This is a genomic window from Blautia sp. OF03-13, from assembly GCF_003460685.1.
In the GTDB taxonomy this organism is placed as follows: Bacteria; Bacillota; Clostridia; order Lachnospirales; family Lachnospiraceae; genus Fusicatenibacter; species Fusicatenibacter saccharivorans.
Genome location: NZ_QTVR01000005.1, coordinates 149,402 through 174,585, shown reverse-complemented (window position 1 = coordinate 174,585; position 25,184 = coordinate 149,402). Strand labels below are relative to the sequence as shown.

General features: G+C 50.5%; 21 protein-coding genes, 2 pseudogenes and 1 other annotated feature. Of the genes and pseudogenes, 12 read left to right on the top strand and 11 right to left on the bottom strand.

All coding sequences use genetic code 11. From position 1 onward, the window contains the following. Positions 1-135: 135 nt before the first annotated feature. The 3 genes and pseudogenes from DXA55_RS05595 to pdxR all read left to right on the top strand — a co-directional run bounded on the left by DXA55_RS05595 (position 136) and on the right by pdxR (position 3,912). Positions 136-593: pseudogene (locus tag DXA55_RS05595) on the top strand (Lrp/AsnC family transcriptional regulator). Between the two features lie 151 nt (positions 594-744). Then, positions 745-2,418 carry a glutamine--tRNA ligase/YqeY domain fusion protein gene (locus DXA55_RS05590; RefSeq protein WP_022463080.1) on the top strand — a complete coding sequence of 558 codons (1,674 nt, stop codon included), beginning with the start codon at positions 745-747 and terminating at the stop codon, positions 2,416-2,418. A gap of 87 nt (positions 2,419-2,505) precedes the next feature. After that, positions 2,506-3,912 (top strand): MocR-like pyridoxine biosynthesis transcription factor PdxR, encoded by a 1,407-nt coding sequence (gene pdxR / locus DXA55_RS05585; RefSeq protein ID WP_117813289.1) that lies wholly within the window; start codon positions 2,506-2,508, stop codon positions 3,910-3,912. 243 nt (positions 3,913-4,155) lie between these two features. Here the strand turns inward: pdxR and pepF are convergent, their stop codons facing one another. The 3 genes from pepF to DXA55_RS05570 all read right to left on the bottom strand — a co-directional run bounded on the left by pepF (position 4,156) and on the right by DXA55_RS05570 (position 7,230). Continuing rightward, positions 4,156-5,811 (bottom strand): oligoendopeptidase F, encoded by a 1,656-nt coding sequence (gene pepF, locus DXA55_RS05580; protein ID WP_242998369.1) that lies wholly within the window; start codon positions 5,809-5,811, stop codon positions 4,156-4,158. Positions 5,812-5,893: 82 nt separating this feature from the next. Next, the gene (locus tag DXA55_RS05575) at positions 5,894-6,265 is read right to left on the bottom strand and encodes a hypothetical protein (RefSeq protein ID WP_117509744.1); all 372 of its coding nucleotides are present in this window, start codon (positions 6,263-6,265) and stop codon (positions 5,894-5,896) included. Between the two features lie 143 nt (positions 6,266-6,408). Beyond that, positions 6,409-7,230, bottom strand: coding sequence for a Cof-type HAD-IIB family hydrolase (locus tag DXA55_RS05570; RefSeq protein WP_117813287.1), 822 nt, complete (start codon positions 7,228-7,230; stop codon positions 6,409-6,411). 174 nt (positions 7,231-7,404) lie between these two features. Here DXA55_RS05570 and DXA55_RS05565 point away from each other — a divergent pair, with 174 nt between their 5' ends. From DXA55_RS05565 to DXA55_RS05555, 3 genes are read left to right on the top strand one after another with little or no spacing between them, the layout of a single operon-like run. Continuing rightward, the gene (locus tag DXA55_RS05565; protein ID WP_117813311.1) at positions 7,405-8,073 is read left to right on the top strand and encodes an HAD family hydrolase; all 669 of its coding nucleotides are present in this window, start codon (positions 7,405-7,407) and stop codon (positions 8,071-8,073) included. Between the two features lie 23 nt (positions 8,074-8,096). Continuing rightward, positions 8,097-8,360 carry a hypothetical protein gene (locus DXA55_RS05560; RefSeq protein WP_022463086.1) on the top strand — a complete coding sequence of 88 codons (264 nt, stop codon included), beginning with the start codon at positions 8,097-8,099 and terminating at the stop codon, positions 8,358-8,360. A gap of 24 nt (positions 8,361-8,384) precedes the next feature. Then, entirely contained in the window at positions 8,385-9,779 is a 1,395-nt protein-coding gene (locus DXA55_RS05555) for an NAD(P)/FAD-dependent oxidoreductase (RefSeq protein ID WP_117813285.1), read from the top strand. Positions 9,780-9,858: 79 nt separating this feature from the next. Here DXA55_RS05555 and DXA55_RS05550 read toward each other — a convergent pair whose 3' ends face one another. Continuing rightward, positions 9,859-10,437 (bottom strand): helix-turn-helix transcriptional regulator, encoded by a 579-nt coding sequence (locus tag DXA55_RS05550; RefSeq protein WP_242998368.1) that lies wholly within the window; start codon positions 10,435-10,437, stop codon positions 9,859-9,861. Further along, complete coding sequence (locus DXA55_RS17570; protein ID WP_242998367.1) at positions 10,416-10,679, bottom strand: AraC family ligand binding domain-containing protein; 264 nt, start codon at positions 10,677-10,679, stop codon at positions 10,416-10,418. The genes DXA55_RS05550 and DXA55_RS17570 overlap by 22 nt, the downstream gene beginning before the upstream one ends. A gap of 161 nt (positions 10,680-10,840) precedes the next feature. On the opposite strand from DXA55_RS17570, the gene DXA55_RS05545 reads away from it, so the two are divergent. Beyond that, the gene (locus tag DXA55_RS05545; RefSeq protein ID WP_117813283.1) at positions 10,841-12,856 is read left to right on the top strand and encodes a beta-galactosidase; all 2,016 of its coding nucleotides are present in this window, start codon (positions 10,841-10,843) and stop codon (positions 12,854-12,856) included. 89 nt (positions 12,857-12,945) lie between these two features. On the opposite strand, the gene DXA55_RS05540 is transcribed toward DXA55_RS05545, so the two are convergent. Beyond that, positions 12,946-14,067, bottom strand: a complete 1,122-nt coding sequence (locus DXA55_RS05540; RefSeq protein ID WP_117813281.1) for a phosphotransferase enzyme family protein — start codon at positions 14,065-14,067, stop codon at positions 12,946-12,948. A gap of 144 nt (positions 14,068-14,211) precedes the next feature. Beyond that, positions 14,212-14,487 (top strand) — a binding site (T-box leader). Positions 14,488-14,558: 71 nt separating this feature from the next. On the opposite strand from DXA55_RS05540, the pseudogene ilvB reads away from it, so the two are divergent. The 3 genes and pseudogenes from ilvB to DXA55_RS17260 all read left to right on the top strand — a co-directional run bounded on the left by ilvB (position 14,559) and on the right by DXA55_RS17260 (position 17,020). Next, positions 14,559-16,276 (top strand): annotated as a pseudogene (gene ilvB, locus DXA55_RS19200) (biosynthetic-type acetolactate synthase large subunit). Between the two features lie 12 nt (positions 16,277-16,288). Further along, a complete protein-coding gene (ilvN, locus tag DXA55_RS05530) occupies positions 16,289-16,798 on the top strand; it encodes an acetolactate synthase small subunit (RefSeq protein ID WP_022463092.1) in 510 nt (169 codons plus the stop codon). An 18-nt stretch (positions 16,799-16,816) separates the two neighbouring features. After that, on the top strand, positions 16,817-17,020 hold the full coding sequence (locus tag DXA55_RS17260) for a hypothetical protein (protein WP_055227113.1): 204 nt from the start codon (positions 16,817-16,819) through the stop codon (positions 17,018-17,020). A gap of 125 nt (positions 17,021-17,145) precedes the next feature. On the opposite strand, the gene DXA55_RS05520 is transcribed toward DXA55_RS17260, so the two are convergent. The 5 genes from DXA55_RS05520 to htpG form a co-directional block, all read right to left on the bottom strand. Further along, the gene (locus DXA55_RS05520; protein ID WP_022461985.1) at positions 17,146-17,838 is read right to left on the bottom strand and encodes an LrgB family protein; all 693 of its coding nucleotides are present in this window, start codon (positions 17,836-17,838) and stop codon (positions 17,146-17,148) included. After that, on the bottom strand, positions 17,835-18,206 hold the full coding sequence (locus tag DXA55_RS05515) for a CidA/LrgA family protein (RefSeq protein WP_117813279.1): 372 nt from the start codon (positions 18,204-18,206) through the stop codon (positions 17,835-17,837). Before DXA55_RS05515 ends, DXA55_RS05520 begins: the two co-directional genes overlap by 4 nt. 71 nt (positions 18,207-18,277) lie before the next feature. Further along, positions 18,278-18,448, bottom strand: coding sequence for a hypothetical protein (locus DXA55_RS17035; protein ID WP_158565040.1), 171 nt, complete (start codon positions 18,446-18,448; stop codon positions 18,278-18,280). Then, positions 18,429-19,754, bottom strand: coding sequence for a Na+/H+ antiporter NhaC family protein (locus DXA55_RS05510; RefSeq protein WP_199605747.1), 1,326 nt, complete (start codon positions 19,752-19,754; stop codon positions 18,429-18,431). The genes DXA55_RS17035 and DXA55_RS05510 overlap by 20 nt, the downstream gene beginning before the upstream one ends. Before the next feature lie 184 nt (positions 19,755-19,938). Further along, positions 19,939-22,014 carry a molecular chaperone HtpG gene (htpG, locus tag DXA55_RS05505; protein ID WP_022461988.1) on the bottom strand — a complete coding sequence of 692 codons (2,076 nt, stop codon included), beginning with the start codon at positions 22,012-22,014 and terminating at the stop codon, positions 19,939-19,941. Between the two features lie 343 nt (positions 22,015-22,357). Here htpG and DXA55_RS05500 point away from each other — a divergent pair, with 343 nt between their 5' ends. Together DXA55_RS05500 and DXA55_RS05495 are read left to right on the top strand one after the other, a co-directional pair. Continuing rightward, entirely contained in the window at positions 22,358-22,924 is a 567-nt protein-coding gene (locus DXA55_RS05500) for a TetR-like C-terminal domain-containing protein (RefSeq protein WP_022461989.1), read from the top strand. A 219-nt stretch (positions 22,925-23,143) separates the two neighbouring features. Beyond that, positions 23,144-25,123: an oleate hydratase gene (locus DXA55_RS05495; protein WP_117509736.1), complete on the top strand. Its 1,980-nt coding sequence runs from the start codon at positions 23,144-23,146 to the stop codon at positions 25,121-25,123. Positions 25,124-25,184: the final 61 nt, after the last annotated feature.

Below are 25,184 nucleotides of genomic sequence, written 5' to 3'. Positions count from 1 at the left end.
CTTATTTTTCGAAAGCAGTTTCCGCGAGGACACGTTTTCGTAGACAAAAAACGGCGAACGTGATATGCTGAACAGTATAAAAGTGAAAAAACAGGAGAGCAGCGTATGAAACATGAAAAAAGCAAGAACGATGCGATGCGCCATGAGCTCGATCACATCGATGCAAAAATCTTGAATCTCCTTCGGGAAAATGCCAGGATGCCGCTGAAAGAAATCGCGGAACACGTATTTTTATCCTCCCCGGCAGTTTCCGCCAGAATTGAGCGGCTGGAGAAGGAAGGCTACATTACAGGATATCAGGTCAAATTAAATCCGGCGCTTTTGGGATATCCGATCAAAGCGTTCATCAACTCGAGGTTGAGCCGGTTCAGAAAAAAGAATTTTATCCCTATATTGAAAAGGTCCACAATGTCGTGGAATGTAATTGCGTTACCGGTGATTACTCCATGCTCATTGAGGGCCTTTTTGTTAGTACCATTGAGCTCGACCAGTTTATCGGCGAGCTGCAGCATTTTGGACGGACGCGGACGCAGATCGTGTTCTCGACCTCCGTGGAGCACCGCCAGGTGACCGCACACGAGGCAGAAGAATAGGCACCGGTCCGCTCCGGCGGCTTTGTGTACCGAAAAAAATGCTTTGCAGGAGAATGCTTTTGTGTTATAGTGATAGAATACACAGAGCATTTTGCGCCCTTTTCGGGGCAGTGCTCCAAACGAAAAGATTCGAGGGAGGCCTGACCTTATTATGGAAGAAAAAGAAGTTGTTTCCAAAAATTTTATCGAGCTTGCGATTGACAAAGATCTGGCAGAGGGCGTTTACGACCATGTATGCACACGATTCCCGCCGGAGCCAAACGGCTATCTTCATATCGGACATGCAAAATCCATCCTGTTAAACTACGGTTTATCACAGGAGTACAACGGAGAGTTCCACATGCGTTTCGATGATACAAACCCGACGAAAGAGAAAACCGAGTTTGTTGATTCCATCAAAGCCGATATCCAGTGGCTTGGTGCAGACTGGAAAGATCATCTGTACTACGCATCCGATTATTTCCCACAGATGTATGAGGCAGCCGTAAAACTGATCAAAAAAGGAAAAGCATTCGTCTGCGATCTGTCCGCAGAGGAGATCCGTGAGTACCGCGGAACCTTAACCGAGCCTGGAAAAGAGAGCCCGTACCGCAATCGTTCCGTGGAGGAAAACCTGGACCTGTTCGAGCGCATGAAAAACGGCGAATTCGAGGACGGAAGCAAAGTACTCCGTGCGAAAATCGATATGGCATCACCGAACATCAACATGAGAGACCCGGTTATCTACCGTGTAGCCCATATGCATCACCACAGAACCGGCGATACCTGGTGCATCTACCCGATGTACGACTTCGCGCATCCGATCGAGGACGCCATCGAAGGCATTACCCATTCTATCTGTACGCTGGAGTTTGAGGACCACCGTCCGCTGTACGACTGGGTTGTACGCGAGCTGGAATATCCGATGCCGCCGCGCCAGATTGAGTTTGCAAAGCTGTATCTGACCAACGTGGTTACCGGAAAACGTTACATCAAAAAGCTGGTAGAGGACGGCGTGGTAGACGGCTGGGATGACCCGCGTCTCGTATCCATCGCAGCACTCCGCCGCAGAGGCTTTACACCGGAGTCCATCAAGAAATTCGTAGATCTGTGCGGTGTATCAAAAGCAAACAGCTCCGTTGACTATGCGATGCTGGAGTACTGCATCCGCGAGGATCTGAAGCTGAAAAAAGCCCGTACCATGGCAGTCTTAAATCCGGTGAAACTTGTCATCGACAACTATCCGGAAGACCAGATTGAGATGCTGGAAGTACAGAATAACCTCGAGAATCCGGAGCTTGGCAGCCGTCAGGTACCGTTCGGAAGAGAACTGTACATCGAGCGCGAAGACTTCATGGAGGAGCCGGTCCGCAAATACTTCCGTATGTTCCCGGGCAATGAAGTCCGCCTGATGAACGCATACTTCGTCACCTGCACCGGATGCGAGAAAGACGAGAACGGAAATATTACCGTAATCCATGGAACGTACGATCCGGAGTCCAAGGGAGGAAATTCCCCGGACGGAAGAAAAGTAAAAGGAACAATCCACTGGGTAGCAGCAAAGACCGCCGTCAAAGCAGAGTGCCGTCTGTACGAAAACCTGATCGACGAGGAGAAGGGCGTTTACAACGAGGATGGTTCCATGAACCTGAATCCGAATTCCCTGACCGTATTAAAAGAGTGCTATCTGGAGCCGTCTTTAAAAGATGCGAAAGCATATGACAGCTTCCAGTTTGTCAGAAACGGATTCTTCTGTGTAGACGCAAAAGATTCCAAAGAGGATGCGCTGGTGTTCAACCGTATCGTATCCCTGAAGAGCTCTTTCAAGCTACCGGCAGCGAAATAAATAAGAATTTTGAAATGGAACAGAGCAGCCGCCTGGATGAAACCGACATCCCAAGCGGCTGTTCTTTTTGTCAGGGGAGATGGGAAGATGAATGAATTGACGATTTCGCTGGATCCGCATCGGAAGACACCGCTCTATGAGCAGATTTACGGTTTTATCCGCGAGGAAATCCGCGGCGGACGGATCCGTGCAGGGGAGCGGCTGCCGTCGGCGCGGGCGCTTTCGGGCTATCTGTCGGTGAGCCGGAGTACCGTGGATCTGGCGTATGAGCAGCTGGTATCCGAAGGGTATCTGGAGAGTGTGCCGTGCAAAGGCTACTTTGTCTGTGAGATTGATGGGCTGTACCGCCTCGATGAAAAGAAAGAGGAGACAAAGGAGGATGATGCCGCGGAACAGACGCCGTTCCACTACGATTTTGCCGTGACCGGCACGGCGCCGGGCGGATTTCCGCAGAACAGCTGGAAGAAGATCTCGAAAGAAGTCCTGCTGGACGCAGATGACAGCCTGTTCCAGCTCGGGGATGCGAAGGGCGAGCACGGTCTTCAGGAGGCAATCCGCGACTATCTGCACCACGCACGCGGCGTGAACTGCCGCACAGAGCAGATCATCGTCGGAGCGGGAAATGATTATCTGCTGATGCTGCTTTCGGTGATCTTAGGGCGTGGCCATAAAGTGGCGATGGAAAATCCGACCTACATTAGTGCCTACCGCTGTTTTGCGAAGCTCGGCTATGCGATGTGTACGATTTCGATGGACGAAGCGGGCATGCGGCCGGCGGAGCTGGAAAAAAGCGGGGCGGATCTGGCGTACATCATGCCGTCGCACCAGTTCCCGATGGGCATGGTCATGCCGATGAAGCGGCGGATGCAGCTCCTTGCGTGGGCATCGAGGGAAAATGGGCGGTATCTGATTGAGGATGATTACGACAGTGAATTCCGCTACAAGGGCCGCCCGATCCCGGCACTGCAGGGCAATGACACAGAGGGAAAAGTGATCTATCTTGGAACGTTTTCGCGGGCGATTGCGCCGTCCATCCGCATCAGCTACATGGTGCTGCCGGAGACGCTGCTGCCTGCCTACGAGGAGAACGGAAGATGCTTTTCTGCGACAGTTTCGAAGACGGACCAGAAGATTCTGGAAGAGTTTATGCGGAGCGGCGCGTTCGAGCGCCATCTGAACCGGATGCGTGCACAGTATAAAGGGAAACACGACCTGCTGATCCGGCTTCTGAAGGAGTTTGGGCGGGAGTACACGGTGTCCGGCGAGAATGCGGGCGTCCATGTGCTGGTCCACCTGCCGAGAGGACTTTCCGAAGCGGAGGCGGTGCAGCGGGCAAAAGAGGATGGCGTGCGCGTGTACGGGCTGGAACGGTACTGCATCGGCGCTGCCGCAGATCCCGTACAGGGCGGCACAGTACTGCTTGGGTACGCCGGGCTTTCTGAGGAGGAGATTGCAGAGGCAGCTGCGATTCTGAAAAAGTGCTGGAATGCGTGAAAAAAGATATGAAAAAAACGGATTGCTTCGCCAGTAACAAAAACTGACGGAACAATCCGTTTTTACTGTTTGATAGAGAGTTACAATGCGGACAGGATCAGCAGCCCAGCTCTTCGGTCAGCTCGCAGATCTCATCGATGATCGATCCAATCGTCTCGATCGTATCGAGAAGCGGTGCATCCGTCGAGATATCAACGCCGGCCATTTTTGCCAGCTCTTCCGGTGTCTTCGTGCTTCCGGCGGTCAGTACCTTTTTCCAGTCATCGACAGCGGTCTGGCCTCGGTTTCGATGCGCCTGCAGACCTGTGTGGCAACGGTCAGTCCGGCGCTGTAGGTGTAGGAGTAAAGTCCCATATAGTAATGCGGCTGGCGCATCCAGGTGAGCGCTGCGTCATCGGAAATTTCCACATCATCGCTCCAGAACTTCTGCAGGGTCTCTTTCATAATGCTGCTTAACGTCTCAGCCTGTACGCTGTCGCCGGCATCGATGAGCTTGTAAACCTCGCGCTGGTAAGCAGCCTCCATCAGATGGGTGACGAAGTTATGATAATATGTGTTGCTGATCATACAGCTTAAAACCCAGCGGCGGAACCGTTTGTCCGGGGTCGTTTTCAGCAGATAATGAGCCATCAGAAGCTCGTTCATGGTAGACGGCGCCTCGACAAAATAAGAGGAAACCTCGGTATCGAGAATCGCCTGTGCGCCGTTGCAGAGACGGAAATGGCCGGCGTGGCCGAGTTCATGCGCCAGCGTGAAAACATCTGCCATGCGGTTATTCCAGCTTAAGAGAATAAAGGAACCTTTTCCGTACGGGCTGGCACAGAAGCCGCCGGTGGATTTTCCCTGGTTCTGTGCAAAGTCAACCCAGCGTTTTTTGTAGGCCTCCTGAATCATGGAAACGTAATCATCACCGAGAATGGCAAGGCCTTTTTCGATGTACTGTTTTGATTCCTCGATCGTGACAGACGGATCGTACTCCGGGTCGACGGCGATTTTCAGATCGGCGAAGGTCATGCGGTCAAGGTTGTGAACCTTTTTCAGCAGGCGGGCATATTTGCGCATATGCGGAGCCAGGCGGGTGGTGATGAGATCGATCTGGCGGTTGTACAGCTCACGGCTGACCTGCTGCGGGAACAGCAGAGAATCGATGACGGAATCGAAGCCGCGCAGCGTGGCCATGGTCTTTTCTGTCTGCAGCTGGGCATTGTAAGCAGCTGCCGTTACATTTTCGTACTGTCTGATTTTTGCAGAAAAGGCGGAGAATGCACTGCGGCGGATATCGGTGTCTTTTTCGTACTCGTAATTATCCTCAAACAGGGAGTAGCCGAGCGGATATTCTTTTCCGTTTACGGTGAAAGAATCAAATTTCATATCGGCAAGCTTTGCCATGTTGTAGATCTGGTACGGAGCCGAGAAGGTCTGGGACAGAGCGGAAATGGCACGCTCGGTTTCCGGGCTCAGGCGGTGTGCCTTGTTGCGGAGAATCTCGGCGAGATAGCAGCGGTTCGTATCTGACTGCTGCATGGCCTCGTTCAAAACATCCTCGGACTGTTCGGAAAGCTCGCTCTCGATAAAGGTGAGACGGCTGAAAATCTCAGAGATCAGGCTGTTGATGCGGTCGTTGCGCGTCTGGTTTGCACTGTTGTAATAGTCGACAGAGACGGCGAGATCGCAGTAGTTGGCGGTCAGTGTGATCAGACGGTAGACCTCCTGGTAATCGTCGAGGCAGTGGTTGATCGTGGCTGCATCGGTGAGGTTTCCTTTGTAGGATGCTTCCATAGAAAGACTTAATTCTTTCATTTTCTGCGCATCAGCCAGCATGGCCTCCTCGGTTGGATAAATTAAAGACAGGTCCCAGGTAAGTTCTACAGGAACGTCATCGCGTTTTGCAAGTTCCATAACAATCTCCTTTCCATAAAAAAGGGGAGGTTTCCCTCCCCAGGAATTACTTCCTTATGTTTCTATATTCTGTTTTTGGGTTTTATTCTGCGGTTACTTCGCTTTCTTCCTGTGGAGAAACTTCACGATCCGCACAGCTTTCTTTTTCAGCGTCTTCTTCTTCGGACTCTGCGGTTTCGCTTTCAGCTTCTGTATCAGCTGTTTCGGAACCTTTATTGCAAGCTGCAGATTCCGGATCCGGTGCAGCATCCTCCGCACCTTTCGTTTTCGGAAGGGTCGTATAAGTACGTTCAGCAGGAGCAGGCTCTTCCTCTTCAAATTCGTCTTTAAAATCGTCAAAATCTGTTTCAAGATCTGCTTTTCCTTTCCGGATAAAATAGACTGCCGCACCGCAGGCTGCGCCGACAGCGGCAGAAGCCAGAGTAAGCAGAATACGTTTTGATTTTCGTGACATCTCGATTCAAGTCTCCTTTCAAATGCCGTCCTTTGAAACTATTGTAATACAGTTTCAACAAAAAAGAAAGTAAAATCTTACAGAATTCGGAAAAAGTGCCAAAGAAAACAAGAAAAAGAAGGTTTCCTGACACAGAAACAGAATCAGACAAGGATAAATTTACGAAGAATCTCCGCCACGCCGCTGTGATTGCAGTCGTTTTCCGTGATATAATCGGCACTCGCCTTTACGGCATCGGTCGCATTTTTCATGGCGGCACCGACGGCAGCGGCCTCGATCATCGAAATATCATTTTCCTGATCTCCGGCAGCCACGGTGTTGGCAAGCGGAATCTGAAGAAGCTCGCAGAGTTTTTTCACGGCATGGCCCTTGGAAACGTGTTCCGGGACATGCTCGAGGTAATGCGGGCTGGAGTAGAACATCGAAATTTTTCCTTTTGCCCACGGCTCCATGGCAGCGCGGTAAGCGTCCATTTTTGCACGGTCGTGGAGATCAATCACGATCATCTTGCATGGTTCCTCGGCGAGGTGCTCCGGCAGAAGCGGATCTTCCACGACGGGAATGTGGATTGCCTGTGTGTAAACGCGCGTTTCCTCGCCTGCATGGCGGCAGAGAAGGGAGGTGTCGGAGTAGGTGTGGCAGTAGAGGCCTGCCTCCTGCGTTTTTTCAAAGATCACGCGTGCATATTCGAGCGGAATCGTGCGGCGGTACAGCGTTTTCTTTGCCGCGCAGTCGTAAATCAGTCCGCCGTTGAATGCGATGGCATAGCAGCCTTCGCGGTCGAGTCCGAGCTCTTTTAAGATCGGCAGAAAGCCGGAGAGCGGGCGGCCGGTGTTGAACACAATTTTGTGGCCGGCAGCAAGTGCCTCTGAAATGGCATCCATGTTTTCTTTTGTCACCTGCTTTTCGGAATTCAGCAGGGTATCATCCATATCGGTAAAAAATATTTTCACAGTCTGATTCATATTCTCTTTTTTTCCTTTCCAAGAATCTGAAAAACAGTTTCATTTTAGCATAAAGTGCCGGAAAAGAAAATATGGTTGCGCAGGGAAAAAATACAGGATATAATGATTGCGGACAAGAAGAGAGAGAAGAAAGAAAATCGAAGAACAAAAGAGACAAAGAAGGGAAGTCAGAATATGATAAAAGCTTGTATCTTTGACCTGGACGGCACCATCGCAGACACTGTAGAGTCGATTGCGCACGCAGTCAACCGCGTTCTGGAACATTTTGGACTTGTGCCGCGCCCGGTAGAAGCCTTCAACTTTTACGCCGGAGACGGTTTCGATCTGGCAGTGGAGCGCACTTTAAAAGACGCCGGAGATGCAGAACTCAACTATCTGCAGGAGGGCATCCGCCTTGGCCGCGCGTGGTTCAACGAGGACCCGCTGTATCACGTAAAACCGTATCCTAATATGCGGGAAACCCTGACCGCGCTGCGGGAAGAAGTTCCGATTGCCGTATGTTCCAACAAGCCGCACGAGGCGGCCATCCACGTCGTGGAGAGCGTGTACGGACCGGGCTTTTTCAACCGGATTCAGGGGCAGACCGCAGAAATCCCGAGAAAGCCGTCTCCGATCGGTGCGCTCGCGATTGCAGACGCACTCGGTGCCAGACCGGAAGAGTGCCTGTACTTTGGCGATACCAATACGGATATGCAGACCGGAAACGCCGCAGGCATGTTTACCGTTGGTGTGACGTGGGGATTCCGCCCGCGCCAGGAGCTGATCGACAACCATGCGATGGAGCTGCTCGACCGGCCGGAGGAAATCTTAACGCTTTTTCACAGAAAGAATCAGGAAAAATAAAACGAACAGAGGAGAAAACCAGAATGGGAGAATATACTGAAGAATGCATCAACACATTTTTAATGAATCAGGGCCAGTTATTCGACGAGCCGGTGGCTGAAAATTACGATGAGGCAGAGGCCTTTCTGGAGGACTGCTTTGCAGTCGTTGCCGACAATCTGGACGACGTGCGCGCCTACATGGAAGAAGAGGGCATGGACGTGGAAGAAATGTCGGATGCAGAATTAGAAGAGCAGAGCGAAGTCTTTGCCCTGCCGGACGGTCAGTATCTGATCGTGATGGGATAAAAAACAAGAGGAAATTAAAAAAGAATGAAATATGATGTCATTATTATCGGCGCAGGCCCGTCAGGTATTTTCTGTGCCTATGAACTGCTGAAAGAAAAACCGGATCTGAAGGTGCTGATGATCGAAAAAGGACGTTCGATCGAGAGCCGTCAGTGTCCAAAGAGAAAAACGAAAAAATGCGTGAACTGCAAACCGTGCTCGATCACAACGGGATTTGCCGGAGCAGGCGCATTCTCCGACGGAAAGCTTTCTCTTTCCCCGGATGTCGGTGGAAATCTGCCGGAGATTTTAGGATATGAAAAGACGGTTGAGCTGATCCATGAGTCCGACCAGATCTATCTGGATTTCGGCGCAGACAAGAATGTTTACGGTGTCGATAAAGAAAAAGAGATCCGTGAGATCCGCCGCAGAGCGATCAACGCCAACCTGAAGCTGATCGAATGTCCAATCCGCCATCTCGGAACTGAGGAGGGCTACAAGATTTACAGCCGCCTCGAGGATCACTTAAAAGAGATCGGCGTGGAAATGAAATTCAACACGATGGTCAATGATATTACGATCGAGGACGGCCGTGCGACAGCTGTAACACTTGAGGACGGAATGGTTTACGAGGCAGATGAGATTGTCTCCGCAGTAGGCCGCGAGGGAGCCGACTGGTTCTCACATATCTGCAACGGCCACGGCATCGAGACCGAGGTCGGAACCGTCGATATCGGTGTCCGCGTGGAAGTCCGCGACGAGGTCATGGAGTTCCTGAACAAGAACCTGTACGAGGCAAAACTCGTTTACTATACCCCGACTTTTGACGACAAAGTGCGTACCTTCTGTACGAACCCGTCCGGTGAGGTGGCAACTGAGTATTATGAAAACGGTCTGGCAGTTGTAAACGGCCACGCCTACAAATCCCAGGAGTTCAAGACAAACAACACGAACTTTGCCCTCCTGGTATCCAAGAACTTTACGAAACCATTTAAAACCCCGATCGAGTACGGCAAACAGATCGCACAGCTTTCCAACATGCTCTGCGACGGCAAGATCCTCGTTCAGACGTACGGCGATTTCAAACGCGGAAGAAGAACGACAGAAGAGCGTCTCTGCCGCAATAACCTGATCCCGACCTTAAAAGATGCCGTTCCGGGCGACCTTTCCCTGGTATTCCCGCACCGTATCATGGTCGACATTGCCGAGATGATCGAAGCCCTCGACAAAGTAACACCGGGTATCGCCAGCGATGAGACACTGCTGTACGGCGTAGAAGTCAAATTCTATTCCAACAAAGTTGTCGTAGACAAAGACTTCTGCACCAGCGTCAAAGGCCTCCGCGCCATCGGCGACGGCGCATCCGTAACCCGCGGCCTCCAGCAGGCAAGCGCAAACGGACTGTCGGTTGCGAGAAGCATTCTGAAAAGCATGAAATAAGAGAGAACGAAAAAAGATCCTTCGTCTGTGAAATGAGACGGAGGATCTTTTTTGGTGCCGGAAAGAGGGGTGTTTCAGATTATATGCCGTACAGCTTCCGGAACTGCTTCGGCGTTGTACCGGTCTGCTGGCGGAAAACCGAGATAAAGTAGCTGACATCGCGGTAGCCGCAGAGGGCGGCGATGCCGTCGAGCGTAGTGTAGGGACGGCTGATGAGAAGCTCCTTGGCGCGGCTGATGCGCAGAACGCTGATGTACGAGCGGACAGAGCTGCCGACAAAACGCTGGAACAGGCGTGTCAGATACTGCGGTGTGATATGGAGCTGTTCCGCGAGATCATCCACATTGAGCGGGTCGGAAAGATGACTTTCGATTTCCTGCATTGCCGGGCGGACATACTGGAGATACAGAGGGTGCTCCGTCCGGGAAAGGCCGGTGCGGAGCTGGGAAAGGCGTGTCAGGAACTCAAAGCATCCGACGGAGAGCGCAGCATCGTCGATGTCATTTTTCAGAAAATGTGAGTCGATTATGCGGTCAATCCATTCCTGAAACCACGCGCCCTCTGAGGCCGGAACGAAAAGATACGGCGAGACGGCACAGATTTTATAGAGATCATCGGAGAGCTTTCCGTCAAAGGTCAGAAAGGATGTAAACCACATCCCGCTGCCGTCGTTTTCGCGGTATTCATGCGGCACATGCGGAGCATCAGAACACCGTCACCTGGTTTCAGCAAAAGTTCCTGGCCTTCGAGGGTCAGCAGCCCTTCGCCGCGTTCCGTCTGGATCCAGTGATATAAGGGGAATCCGTTCGGGCGCACAACGGGCTCCTGCAGCCAGCGGTTGCCGATGCTGTCAGCGGAGAGGGAAAAATCGGAGGCGGATGGTTTAAAGAAAATAGGCATAACAGTCAGTTCCTTTCTGAAAGAAAAGTCTAAAATAAGATTCCGGAATGAGTTTCGAAAATTCATACTTTTTAGACAAGCATATCATACTTTTCTCACAAAGACCAGTATATAATAGAGCCATCAAAACGAGATATCCAAACACAGGAGGAATCAAAAAAATGCAGCCAAAATTCAAAAAAATGTTATACGGAGGAGACTACAACCCAAACCAGTGGCCAAAAGAGATCTGGGATGAGGATATGAAACTTTTCCATCAGGCCGGCATCAACAGCACCACGATCAACGTATTTTCCTGGGCAAAAATCCAGCCGTCCGAGAATGAGTACGACTTTACAGAACTCGATGAGATCGTAGACACCCTGACAAAAGAGGACGTTCAGATCGTCATGGCAACATCCACCGGCGCACTCCCGGCATGGATGGTACACCGTTATCCGGAAGTGGCAAGAACCGATTTCGAAGGACGCCATCACAAATTCGGTCATCGCCACAATGCCTGCCCGAACAGCCCGGTTTTCCAGAAATATGCAAAACGCCTGGCAGAAAAACTGGCAGAGCGTTACGGCGACAACAAAAACATCGTCTGTTGGCACATCAGCAATGAGTACGGCGGCGAGTGCTACTGCGAGAACTGTGCAAAAGCGTTCCGCGTATGGCTGAAAGAAAAATACAAAACACTCGATGAAGTCAACAAGGCATGGAACATGGAGTTCTGGGGCCACACCATCTACGACTGGGACGAGATTGTACCGCCGAACGATCTGGGAGACGGAATGCCATGGGGAAGCGGCACTGCATTTGCAGGAATGTCCCTCGACTACATGCGTTTCAACTCCGACGGCATGCTGAACAACTACAAAATGGAGCGTGACGCGATCCGCAAATACGACAAAGAAACCCCGATCACCACAAACCTGATGGGAACGTACAAAGGCCTCGACTACTTCAAGTGGGCAAAAGAAATGGATATCGTATCCTGGGACAACTACCCGAGCTACAATACACCATGGAGCCACGTAGCTATGACCCACGACCTGATGCGCGGCCTCAAAGACGCACCGTTCATGCTGATGGAGCAGACTCCGAGCCAGCAGAACTGGCAGCCGTACAACTCCTTAAAGAAACCGGGCCAGATGCGCGCACAGAGCTATCAGACCGTTGCACACGGCGCAGACACGATTCAGTTCTTCCAGCTGAGAAGAAGCGTCGGCGGATGCGAGAAATTCCATGGTGCTGTTATCGCACACGCAGGAACCGCAGATACCCGTGTCTTCCGTGAGGTAACCCAGCTCGGAAAAGAACTGGAGAAAATCGGAAGCCGTGTGATGGGCTCCGAGAACCACGCAAAAGTCGGCATCATCTTCGACTGGGAAAACTACTGGGCACTGGAGTACACCAGCGGACCGAACCGCGATTTACGTTACGTAGACAAGATCGAGCAGATGTACAATTACTTCTATAACAAGAACATCGCTGTCGATATGATCCCGATCGACGCGGACTTCTCCAAATATGACCTCGTTGCAGCACCGGTTCTCTACATGGTAAAAGACGGTGTGGCAGAGAGCCTGGAGGCTTATGTACAGGCAGGCGGAACCCTCATCACCACCTACATGAGCGGTATCGTCGGACAGTCGGACAACGTTCATCTCGGCGGATACCCGGGACCGCTCAGAAAAATGGCAGGCGTATGGGTAGAAGAGATCGACGCTCTTGCACCGGAGCAGAGAAACAAGATCCGTTTCGCAGACGGAACCGAGGAAGAGTGCCGTCTCGTATGCGACCTGATGCACCTCGAAGGAGCTGAAGAAATCGCACAGTATGAGAACGATTTCTATGCAGGCATGACTGCTGTTGCAAAAAATCAGTTCGGAAAAGGAACCGTATATTATGTCGGAACCGACCTTTCTGAGAGCGGCCTTGCAAAAGTTCTTGCTATGGCAGCAGACGGCGCAGCCATCCAGCCGGTGATTGGAGAAGCAACAGCACTCGAGATCGCAAAACGCCAGGCAGACGGCGAGGATCTGTACTTTATCATCAACTTCAAAGATGAGGAGATTCCGCTTCCGGCAGTCTTCGACGGAAAAGAAGATATCCTGACCGGCGAGAAAGTACAGGGCGGTGAGATGCTGAAGAAATACGATCTGCGGATTGTCAGCGTTCCGAGAGCATAATATAAAACATATTAACAAAAAAGACACAGCAGGAGGCAGAAAGATACTTCCAGCTGTGTCTTTTTGATGCTGTGAATTTATGCGGGTGCTTAGTGGGAAAACGAAGCCCGTGCGACGATGTTCTCCATCTCGCCCCATTTCTCCTCCATATCCGCTACAAGCGCGATCTGTGTCCGCGCCCGTACGAGGTTGTGCTCCGGGTAAGCGGTTTTGAAGTAGGTATCGCCCATCAGGTAATCGGCGAGAAAACGGATGCCGCATTCGAGGGTCATTAATTTTGCACCCATCGGCAGCATTTCGACTTCCGCGCGGGTCAAAGAGCCTGCGCAGCCTGCGAGAAAGCCCTTTGTATAGCTCTCAAAGAGAGGAAGGGAAAGAGACACCTTCGAGACATCCTGTTCGTCCTCAGCGGCCGTATTCGCGCCGAAGCGGATGGAATCTCCGAAGTCAAAGATCGACAGTCCCGGCATAATGGTGTCTAGATCGATGACGCAGATGCCCTCGCCGGTTTTGTCATCAATCATAATGTTGTTCAGCTTCGTATCGTTGTGCGTTACGCGGAGCGGCAGCTCGCCTGAGGCCTTCATGCGCTCGGCTACGCCGTAATCGTCTGCGTGGTCGAGGAAAAACGCCATCTCATCCGAAACGTTTTTCAGCCGTCCTTTCGGATCCGCCTGTACCGCCTGTAAAAGCGCCTGGTAGCGGAGCGGTGTGTTGTGGAAATCCGGGATCGTCTTGAAAAGAGAGGCGGACGGAAAATCGGAGAGCATCTGCTGGAAGCGGCCGAAAGCATTACCGGTCTCGTAAAACAGCTTTGGATCTGTCACGGCATCATAGCAGGACGCATCGGAAATAAAGAGAAATGCGCGCCAGAATTCTCCGCGCTCATCGACGAAAAACCAGGCATCGTCTGTCGTCGGAATCAGGTTCAGCGTCTCGCGGAATGGATCTCCTCCTGCGGCTGTGATTTTTTTCCGCAGAAATGATGTTACCTGTGCAATATTCTGCATCAGCTCCGTTGGATTGCGGAAAACGGTGCGGTTCATGCGCTGCAGAATCGATTTGCGGAGGACGCCGTTTTCGGTGGAGCGCACCAGAAACGTATCGTTGATATGGCCGTTCCCGTGCGGCGTCCAGTCTGTAATCGTTCCCGGGAAAGCAAATGCGTGGACAATGGAAGAGAGTTCTTCCTGTGTGTATGTAATCATCATGGGTATAAACTCCTTATTTTAATTAGACAAACCTGATTAAGTAAAGCACGCGCAGGGCGAAAAGTCAAGAAAAGGGCGCGAAACGATTGACAACGAGCGGCATTTCCGACTATAATAGACAGTAATTTAAGAAAAAACAAAACCTAAAATGCAGTGACAGGGAGGAGTACCTGGCGGCGCAAAGCAAAGAGAGGAGATGGCTGGTGAGAATCTCCGTGAGCGTGCCTGCGGAAGTAGCCCTCGAGCAGTGGACTGAACAGAAAAAGCGGACAGCAATGTTTTCCAAGTAGGCTACAACGTAGTTCCCACGTTACCGGGATGCCGTATCGGATGAAAAAAGTTAAATCCTGTACGGAATGAGCAGAAGTGTATTCTTCTGGAATTCAGGTGGTACCGTGGATGGAAACATTCTCCCTGAACGTAAGGCACAGAAAAGGTGTTTTATGTTCGGGGATTTTTTATGCAGCAAATTTAGAACAGGAGGTTTTCATATGAAACAGATTACAGGAAACAAACTTCTGGTAAAGGCTCTGAAGGAGGAGGGTGTCGAGTATCTCTTCGGTTATCCGGGAGCCTGCACCATTGATATCAGCGATGAGCTTTACAAACAGGATGAAATCAAAATCGTTCTGCCGCGCCACGAGCAGGCGCTGGTGCATGAGGCGGATGCCTATGCGAGAACGACAGGAAAAGTCGGCGTATGCCTCGTTACCAGCGGCCCTGGTGCAACCAACCTGGTCACCGGTCTTGCAACGGCAAACTACGACAGCGTTCCGCTTGTCTGCTTCACCGGACAGGTAGCCCGCCACCTCATCGGAAACGATGCATTCCAGGAGGTTGATATCGTCGGCATCACCCGCAGCATCACGAAATACGGCGTGACGGTAAGAAACCGTGAAGATCTCGGACGCATCATCAAAGAGGCCTTCTACATCGCACGCACCGGAAAACCGGGCCCGGTTCTCATTGACCTTCCAAAAGATGTCATGGCAGAGCTCGGCAGCGCAGAGTATCCGAAGAACGTCAACATCCGCGGCTACAAACCGAACACCAGCGTTCACATCGGCCAGTTAAAACGTGCGTTAAAGATGCTTTCGAAGCAAAACGCCCGCTGTTCCTTGCCGGCGGCGGCGTCAACATCGCACATGCGCAGGAAGTGTTCCGCGAAGTGGTCGAGAAAACACAGGTGCCGGTTGTCACAACCGTTATGGGACGCGGCGCGATCTCCACGAAACATCCGCTGTTCATCGGAAACCTTGGCATGCACGGCGCGTATGCGGCGAATATGGCAGTCAGCGAGTGCGATCTGCTGTTCTCGATCGGAACACGTTTCAATGACCGTATCACCGGAAAGCTGCATGAATTTGCCCCGCACGCGCAGATCGTCCACATCGACATAGACACCGCTTCGATCTCTCGAAACATCCATGTCGATATCCCGATCGTAGCCGATGCAAAAGAGGCGATCACGAAGATGGCAGAGTACGTAGAGCGATGCTCCACATCGAAATGGCTTGCCCAGATCGATGCCTGGAAGAACGAGCATCCGCTGACGATGCGCCAGAACGGCGTGATGGGACCGCTCGATATTTTCAACGCGATCAACGAGCAGTTTGACGATGCGATCATCGTCACCGACGTCGGACAGCACCAGATGCTGACAAGTCAGTACGTCGACATTACCGAAAACCGCCAGATCATCATGTCCGGCGGCCTTGGAACGATGGGATACGGCCTTCCGGGCGCGATCGGAGCAAAAATCGGCAACCCGGACAAACCGGTCATCGCGATTTCCGGTGACGGCGGTATGCAGATGAATATTCAGGAGCTGGCGACTGCCGTTCTCGAGGAGCTGCCGGTCATCCTGTGTATCTTCAATAATGAATACCTCGGCATGGTACGCCAGTGGCAGAAACTGTTTTACGGCAAACGGTACAGCATGACGAACCTGCGCGCCGGTGCACTTTCCCGCAGAACAGACGGAGAAGAGTACCCGGAATACACGCCGAATTTTATCAAATTGGCTGAGAGTTACGGCGCAAAAGGCATCCGTGTCATGAAGAAAGAGGATATCGCGGCTGCGTTTGAAGAGGCGAAGAAAAACACCAAGACTCCGACGATCATCGAATTTATCATCGATCCGGAGGAGATGGTTTACCCGATGATCAAGCCGGGCGGAACGCTCGAAGATATGATTATGGACTGTTAGGAGGAGAGCGCGATGAATAAGGGAATGAAAAAAAGATGGATTTCACTGTACGTAGAAAACCAGGTTGGTGTCCTTTCCAAGATTTCCGGGCTTTTTTCCGCAAAAAGCTATAACTTGGACAGCCTGACCGTCGGAACGACCGAGGACCCGACCGTATCGCGTATGACGATCGCCACGGTCAGTGACGATGAGACGTTTGAGCAGATCAAAAAACAGCTGAACCGCATGGTCGAGGTCATCAAAGTCATCGACTTTACCGACGTGTTTGTGCGCATGAAAGAGATTCTGTATATCAAGGTATTCAACTGCAGCGCAGCTGACAAAGTTGAGCTGTTCCAGATCGCTGAGACGTTCAAGGCGAAGGTCATCGACTACGGAAAAGACAGCCTGCTGCTCGAGTTTGTCCAGACGGCGACGAAAAACGATGCAGTTGTGAAGCTGATGAAAGAGGAATTCGGCAAGATCGAAGTCGTGCGCGGCGGAAGCGTCGGCATCGAGTCGATCAATGTGATGGAGCGGTAAAAGAGAGGACGTTTTTGCGTGAACGAAAAGAGTATTACCACAATTACGTTAAAAAAGATTAATAAGAAAAGTGTGTATCAGTACATCTATGAGCACCGCCAGACGGCGAAGCAGCAGATTGTGCAGGATCTGACGATGGGGCTTTCGATGCACAGCGGAACGCTCGAGCATATCTGCATTGACCCGGAAGGGCCGGAGTGCTACTGCGCTTCTTTTTATTGAAGAGTTTCTGCAGTCGGAATTTTAATTTTTAATTATAGAATTTCAGGGATAGAAAATCCGGGAACGGAAAGTTTTACATTGCTTTCCATTCCCGGATTTTTTCTGTTTTTTATCAGTGTTCGTTTTTAGATAAACATCGCATAAATCGACGCTCCGACCACAGTCAGAATACCTGCAACTGCAATCGAAAGGCTGCTCATCGCGCCCTCGACATCGCCCATCTCCATGGCCTTCGCCGTACCGATCGCATGGGAGGCCGATCCGATACTGATGCCCTTTGCAATCGGCTCCTCAATGTGAAACAGCTTGCAGAGCGTCTCCGCCAGCATATTTCCCAGCACACCCGTGATGATGATAACGGCAACCGTGATCGTCACCGCACCGCCGAGCTCTTCCGAAACACCCATGCCGATGGCTGTTGTGATGGATTTCGGCAGCAATGTTACATACATTTTATGATTCAGATTGAAGATCAGCGCCAGCGCGAGAACCACGGTAAGGCTCGTCAGCACGCCGGAGAGAATACCAGCGAGGATGGCTTTGATATTCTTTTTCAATGCCTCCATCTGCTCATACAGCGGAATCGCAAGGCAGACCGTTGCAGGAGTCAGCAGATAGCTCAAGTATTTTGCACCGTCATTATAATTCTGATAATCGATATCGAAAACAGCAAGGAATACAATGACGACTGCAATGGAAATTAGCAGCGGATTGAAAAGCGGAAGCCCAAATTTTTTCTTTAACAGCATGCCGAGCTCATACGCCAGAAGGCTGATGACAACGCCGAAAAATGCAGATTCACAGAGCATATTTGTCATTTTGCGTCCCCTCCTTTGTGTTTCCTTTCCAGCCGGATGACCGCCTGTGTCACGCGTCCGGACACAACCATAACGACGATGGTGCTGACGAGCGTAATCACGAGAACCGGAACGAGAACGGCTTTTAATTCACCCCAGGATTCCATCAGGCCGACGCCCGCCGGAATGAACATGACCGGCATGATCTCAATCATAAACTTGCCTGCGTCCTCGACGGCATCAAGTTTTAATGCCCCCGTCATCAGAAGCGCCAGCATCAGCACAAGGCCGTAGATACTTGCCGGAATCGGAAGCGGCAGCACGGCGTGCAGGATTTCTCCGATGAACGAAACCGCCATAATTACAAGGAACTGTCTTAATAATTTCACTTTGTCTGTTGTCCTTTCTCCCCATAACCCACATAACATCATTACTTCTCAATGTCACGACCCCGATTATACTACCCGCATAAAAGAATTTCAACCGTAAATGTTACTGCAATTTTGGCGATTTTTGCAAAAAAAGCAAAAAAATGCCCGCCAATCAAACGAAAAAGTGAAATCGGTGGGCATTTTAACATGATTTTTTGAGTTGATCCGATACGGAACTTTTTAAGCATTGCTTTCGGCATTTTTCCGATCCGGCAGAACGAAGATAAAGATCAGCGAACTGACAAGCAGCATGACCGGATAGAAGAGGTTTGCCATGATTTCAAAGGCGGAGAGCTCATATCCCAGTTCATGCACCGCGGAAATCGCCACGAGCATCTGCGCGCCGTACGGCAGGATGCCCTGTGAGATGCAGGAGAAGGTATCGAGGAGCGATGCCGTTTTCCGTGGGGTGATGCCGTAGTCCTCGGACATCTGCTTTGCGATCGGGTTTGCCATGACGATCGCGACGGTGTTGTTTGCGGTCGCAATGTCGAGCAGCGCGACGAGAATGCCGACACCGAGCTGGCCGCCCTTTTTTCCGCGGAAGATTTTGTGAATGGCACGAAGCAGGACAGTAAAGCCGCCGTTTTCCCGAATCAGCGCGCACATCGCAGCGACAAGAATCGCAACCATACATGTCTCAAACATACCCGAAGTGCCGCTTCCCATGCTGGAGAGCATATCCCAGAGCGTCGTCTGTCCCGTACCGAGCATGATAACGGCACCGGAAGCAATACCGATAAGGAGTACGACAAACACCTGAATGCCCGCGATGCCGCCGATCAGCACGAGTAGGTACGGAACCGTCTGCAGCAGATGGTATTCGTGGACGATCGGTGTGCCCGGCGCCTGTCGGAAGGAGATTACAAGGATCAGCGCCAGCGCGGCAAGAGCAGCCGGGAGAGCGATCCAGAAGTTTTCGCGGAACTTGTCTTTCATCTCGCAGCCCTGTCCGTTGCAGGCGGCGATTGTCGTGTCGGAGATGAAAGAGAGGTTGTCGCCGAACATGGATCCGCCCATGACGGAGGCGACGCAGAGCGCCAGCGAAAAGCCGGAGGTCTCGGCAACAGCAGAGGCGATCGGCACGAGAAGCGTGATCGTTCCGACGGAGGTTCCCATGGCCGTGGAGACGAAGCAGGCAACGACAAAGAGCACAGCGACGGCATACTTTGCCGGAATCCAGGAGAGCATGAAATAGGCAACGCTCTCTGCACTGCTCCTTCCGACAACGCCGACAAACGTGCCTGCGGCGAGGAAGATCAGCAGCATTGTGATGATGTTTTTGTCCCCGATGCCCTGTCCCATGAGGGCGAGCTTTTCTTCAAACGGGACACTGCGGTTCTGCAGACAGGCGACGAGGATCGCTGCCAGAAACGCGACGACGATGGGGATGTTGTAGAAGCCCATCGGAATTTTTAAAATATACTCGGAATAAATGCCGAGCCCCAGATAAAACACCAGAAAAACGGCGATCGGGAGCAGGGCGGATGGCTTTCCTTTTTTCATAGAAATAAATACCAGACCTTTCGTGTGATTTTCCTTATTTTTCAATAGGGCGAATAGAATTATTCTACCATCTGGATCAGAAATCGTAAAGTAAAAAAGCAGGAAAAAACACGCCGGACATCTGGTAAATTCCAGAAATCCGGCGTGTTTTATAAGAGGTGCGTTTTGCTGTGCCTGTGCTTTATCATTTTGCAAGGAGCATCATAATCTGATTGCTTCTGCTTACGAATTTTGTCATCTCGTCCGGAGAGAGCGGTTTGTGGCTGATCATTGCCAGATCATACAGCTGCTCGCAGAACAGGGATGTGTTGTCGTTCTCGCCATTCTTCAGAATATACTGAACGAGCGGATGTTTTGCATTCAGGATCAGGGTTTCCTGTCCGCCGAACATGGACGGATCCATGCCGGTCATGCCATACATCTTCATCATATCCTGCATCCGGCGGCTCTCCTCGGAAAGCGTTACCATGGAGGATACATTTTCGTCTTTCAGGTTCTCAACTTTGACGGTCAGATCTTTCTTGTCGAGGACTTTGCGGAAGAGATCGGTCAGAGTATTTGTAGCGTCGGTCAGATCCTCACCGGACTCGTCTTTCATATCGTTGGTCAGATCTGCATCGATGCGCTGGAAGGTTACATGCTCGTTGTAACGCTCTGCATGGGTGATGAAAGCGGAGTCGATGTTGTGTTTCAGGATGACAGCATCCATGCCCTGGCTGCGGAACATGTTGATGTACTGGCTCTGCTGAACTTCGTCGGTGACGTAGTAAACAGTCGTTTTTTCCGGCTCTTTCTTCTCGTCAGCGTTTTCCGTATTTTCGGTATTCTCCGTAGTTTCAGCCTTCTCCTCGGTGTTCTCTGCAGGAGCTTCTTCTTTCTTATTCTCGTTGATGCAGTCCTCAAGAGTCAGATATTTTCCGTCGATGTTCTTGAACAGAATATAGTCCATCATCTTCTTGGAGAATTTCTCGTCCTTGATGCATCCGTATTTGATGAATGGGTTGATATCATCCCAGTATTTCTCGTAATTCTCACGGTCGGTTTTGCACATGCCGGAGAGCTTGTCAGCGAATTTCTTGGAGATGTACTCGGAGATCTTCTTGACAAATCCATCGTTCTGCAGTGCGCTTCGGGATACGTTCAGCGGCAGATCCGGGCAGTCGATGACGCCTTTTAAGAGCATCAGGTATTCCGGAATGACTTCTTTGATGTTGTCGGCAATAAATACCTGGTTGTTGTACAGCTTGATGGTTCCCTCGATGGAATCGTACTCGGTGTTGATACGCGGGAAGTAGAGGATACCTTTGAGGTTGAACGGATAGTCCATGTTCAGGTGGATCCAGAACAGCGGCTCGCGGTAGTCGTTGAAGACTTTGCGGTAGAATTCTTTATAATCCTCATCGCTGCACTCGTTTGGATGTTTGGTCCACAGCGGGTGGATATCACTGATGGAAACCGGGCGTTTGTTGATTTTTACTTTCTCTTTGGCCGGGGAAACTTCAACCTGCTCTTTCGTTCCGTCTTCTTTTTCTTTCTCTTCGTATTTTGCGTCCTCGTGGATGTGCTCTACGACAACGTCGTCATCTTTTAATTCGCTTTCATCGATGGTCTCGTATTCCTGCGGCGCATTTGCTTTGGACAGGAAAATTTCAACCGGCATGAAGGAGCAGTATTTTTCCAGAACTTCGCGGACACGGTATTCGTTTGCGAATTCCAGGCAGTCCTCGTTCAGGAACAGAGTGATTTCGGTACCAACAGTTGTCTTGCTGCCCTCGGACATATCGTACTCGGTGCTTCCGTCACAGGTCCAGTGTACCGGGGTGGATCCTTCTTTATAGGAAAGAGAATCGATGTGAACTTCATCTGCTACCATGAAAGCAGAGTAGAAACCAAGACCGAAGTGGCCGATCATCTGATCTGAATTCGTTTTGTCTTTGTATTTCTCCAGAAATTCGGTAGCGCCGGAGAAGGCGATCTGGGTAATATATTCTTCGACTTCGTCTGCGGTCATACCGATACCGTTATCGATGAATTTTAAGGTTTTCTCATCCGGGTTTACAATCACCTGAATGGCTGCTTTGTAGTCATCCGGCAGAGTATATTCGCCCATGCCGTCCAGCTTTTTCAGTTTGGTGATGGCATCGCAGCCGTTGGAAACGAGCTCACGGACGAAGATATCGTGGTCGGAATACATCCATTTTTTGATAATCGGGAAAATATTGTCGCTGTTGATTGAAAGATTTCCATGTTTCGCACTCATGAGAAACACACTCCTTTTCTTATAAAAATATTTTGATCCAGCAAAGCGGGGATATCATGCTTTTTTAGATGTCTGCAGCTTTTTTACTGCTCTGATAGTTATAGTAATACTGGCACAGGGAAAAGTCAAGGGAAAATTAGCACTCGAGAAAAAAGAGTGCTAACAGAACAACGGAAAGTATTGAATTTACTGGTATTACGGTACTTTCTAAACTTTTTGTAAAGTCTGATCAGAAGGGCTGCGCAGTTGTTTCTGGAGAATGGATATGCTACAATGAAAAAGCATAGAAGCGTTTCGAACAGAAAGATTCCGAGGGTACATAAAAGAAAAATGGAGGAAATACATGACAAATGCGACAAAGGCGGCGCTGGAAGCGTCATTAAAAAAGCTGCTTTTGAAAAAGCCGCTGGACAAAATTACGATCAACGATCTGACGACAGACTGCGGCATCAGCCGGATGGCGTTTTATTATCATTTTAAGGATATCTACGATCTTGTCGAATGGTCGTGCCTGGAGGATGCGACGCAGGCGCTGCAGGGGAAGAAAACGTATGAGACATGGCAGGAAGGCCTGCAGCAGATTTTTGAGGCAGTGCTCGAGAATAAACCATTTATTATGAATGTCTATCACTCTGTAAGCCGGGAGCAGATCGAAACATATCTCTTTCATCTGACGCACGATCTGCTGTACGGTGTCGTACAGGAAAAAGCAAAGGGAACCGGCATCTCCGAGGCGGATCAGAGTTTTATCGCAGATTTCTATAAGTATAGCTTTACCGGTGTCATGCTCGACTGGATCAAAGACGGAATGAAAGTGGATTACCATATGATTGCGGAAAAAATGCACCGCACGATGGAAGGAAATGTCGTCAATTCCATCCGAAATTTTGAAAAAAGAAATAAAATATAGTTACACTTTACAAAACAGGGCGGATGATAAAAATTTAATCATCCGCCCTGTTTTGTAAATGGAAAAGCGGGGAAAAATGAAGTAAGATTCAAATTGTCAACAGACAATGGCAACACAAATAGAAACTTGTAAAACAAAGAAAGCAGCATAACCTATACAAACCGGAAATTCGAAAAAACATTCCGGCAGTCGTATTTAGAAAAGAAAGGATGAACGTCTATGTCAAAAAAAGGATTAAAATTCGGAATCGCATCAGCAGCAGTCATCGGAGCTGGAGCAGCAGTGCTGCAGGCAAAAAACAAGAGTGAAGCAAAAAAAGCAGCGGAGACAACCACTGTAACATCAGAACCAAAGAATGATTACCGCAACACCGAGCGCGGAAAAGATAAGAAAAACAGCAAAGGCATTTATTACACCAACGGAAACTACGAAGCCTTCGCAAGACCGGAAAAACCGGAAGGCGTCGATGAGAAGAGCGCATACCTCGTAGGAAGCGGCCTCGCAGCCCTCGCAGCAGCGTGCTTCCTTGTAAGAGACGGCCAGATGAAAGGCGATCACATCCACATTCTGGAAGCCATGGACATCGCCGGCGGTGCCTGCGACGGTATCTACGATCCGACCCGCGGCTACATCATGAGAGGCGGCCGTGAGATGGAAAACCACTTCGAGTGCCTGTGGGATCTGTTCCACAGCATCCCGTCAATTGAGACACCTGGTGTATCCGTTCTTGATGAGTATTACTGGCTGAACAAAAAAGACCCGAACTACTCCCTGTGCCGTGCAACGAAGAACCGCGGCGAGGATGCCCATACCGACGGAAAGTTCAACCTGAGCCAGAAAGGCTGCATGGAGATCATGAAACTCTTCATGACAAGAGACGAGGATCTGTACGACAAGACGATCGAGGATGTTTTCGATGATGAAGTCTTCAATTCCACCTTCTGGCTGTACTGGAGAACGATGTTCGCATTCGAAAACTGGCACAGTGCACTGGAGATGAAGCTGTACTTCCAGCGGTTCATTCATCACATCGGCGGACTGCCGGACTTCTCCGCACTGAAATTCACGAAGTACAACCAGTATGAATCCCTGATTCTTCCGATGAAGAAATACCTCGAGGATGCCGGCGTAGACTTCCAGTTCAATACCGAAGTAACCAACGTTATCTTTGAAATCAACGATGGAAAGAAAGTAGCAAAAGCCATTGAGTGCAAGGTAAACGGCGTCGAGAAAGGCATCGTTCTCACCGAGAATGACCTCGTCTTCGTTACCAACGGAAGCTGCACCGAAGGCACGATCTACGGCGATCAGAACCATGCACCGAACGGTGATGCAGAGGTCCGCACGAGCGGCTGCTGGAGCCTGTGGAAAAACATTGCAAAACAGGATCCGTCCTTTGGACATCCGGAGAAATTCTGCTCCGATATTGCAAAGACAAACTGGGAATCCGCAACAATTACCACTCTCGACAATAAGATCATTCCGTATATCACCAATATCTGCAAACGTGATCCGAGAACCGGAAAGGTTGTTACCGGCGGTATCGTAAGCTGCCAGGATTCCAAGTGGCTTTTAAGCTGGACCATCAACCGTCAGGGACAGTTCAAAGAGCAGGATAAAGATAAGGTATGTGTATGGGTTTACAGCCTGTTCACCGACGTACCTGGCGACTATGTGAAGAAACCGATGAAAGAGTGCACTGGTAAAGAGATCACCGAAGAGTGGCTGTACCACCTCGGCGTGCCGGTTGACCAGATTCCGGAGCTGGCAGAGAACAGCGCTGTCTGCGTACCGACCATGATGCCGTATATCACCGCATTCTTTATGCCACGAAGAAAGGGCGACCGCCCGGATGTCATCCCGGATGGCTGCGTCAACTTCGCATTCCTCGGACAGTTCGCTGAGACACCAAGAGATACCATCTTCACGACAGAGTATTCCGTTCGTACCGCAATGGAAGCTGTTTACGGACTCCTCGGCGTAGACCGCGGCGTGCCGGAAGTATGGGGCAGCGTTTACGATATCCGCGATCTGCTGGACAGCTCCGTGAAACTGATGGATGGAAAATCTCCGCTGGAAATCGAGCTTCCTGGACCGCTCAACCTGCTGAAAAAACCTCTGCTGAAACTGGTAGATGGAAATGTAGTTGGAGATCTCTTAAAAGAGCATGGAATTATCAAAGAGGATATGGTGAAATAAGAAATAGAAAATAAGTAAGAAATGCAATAAGACCTGCGCTTTCAAACGGCGCAGGTCTTAT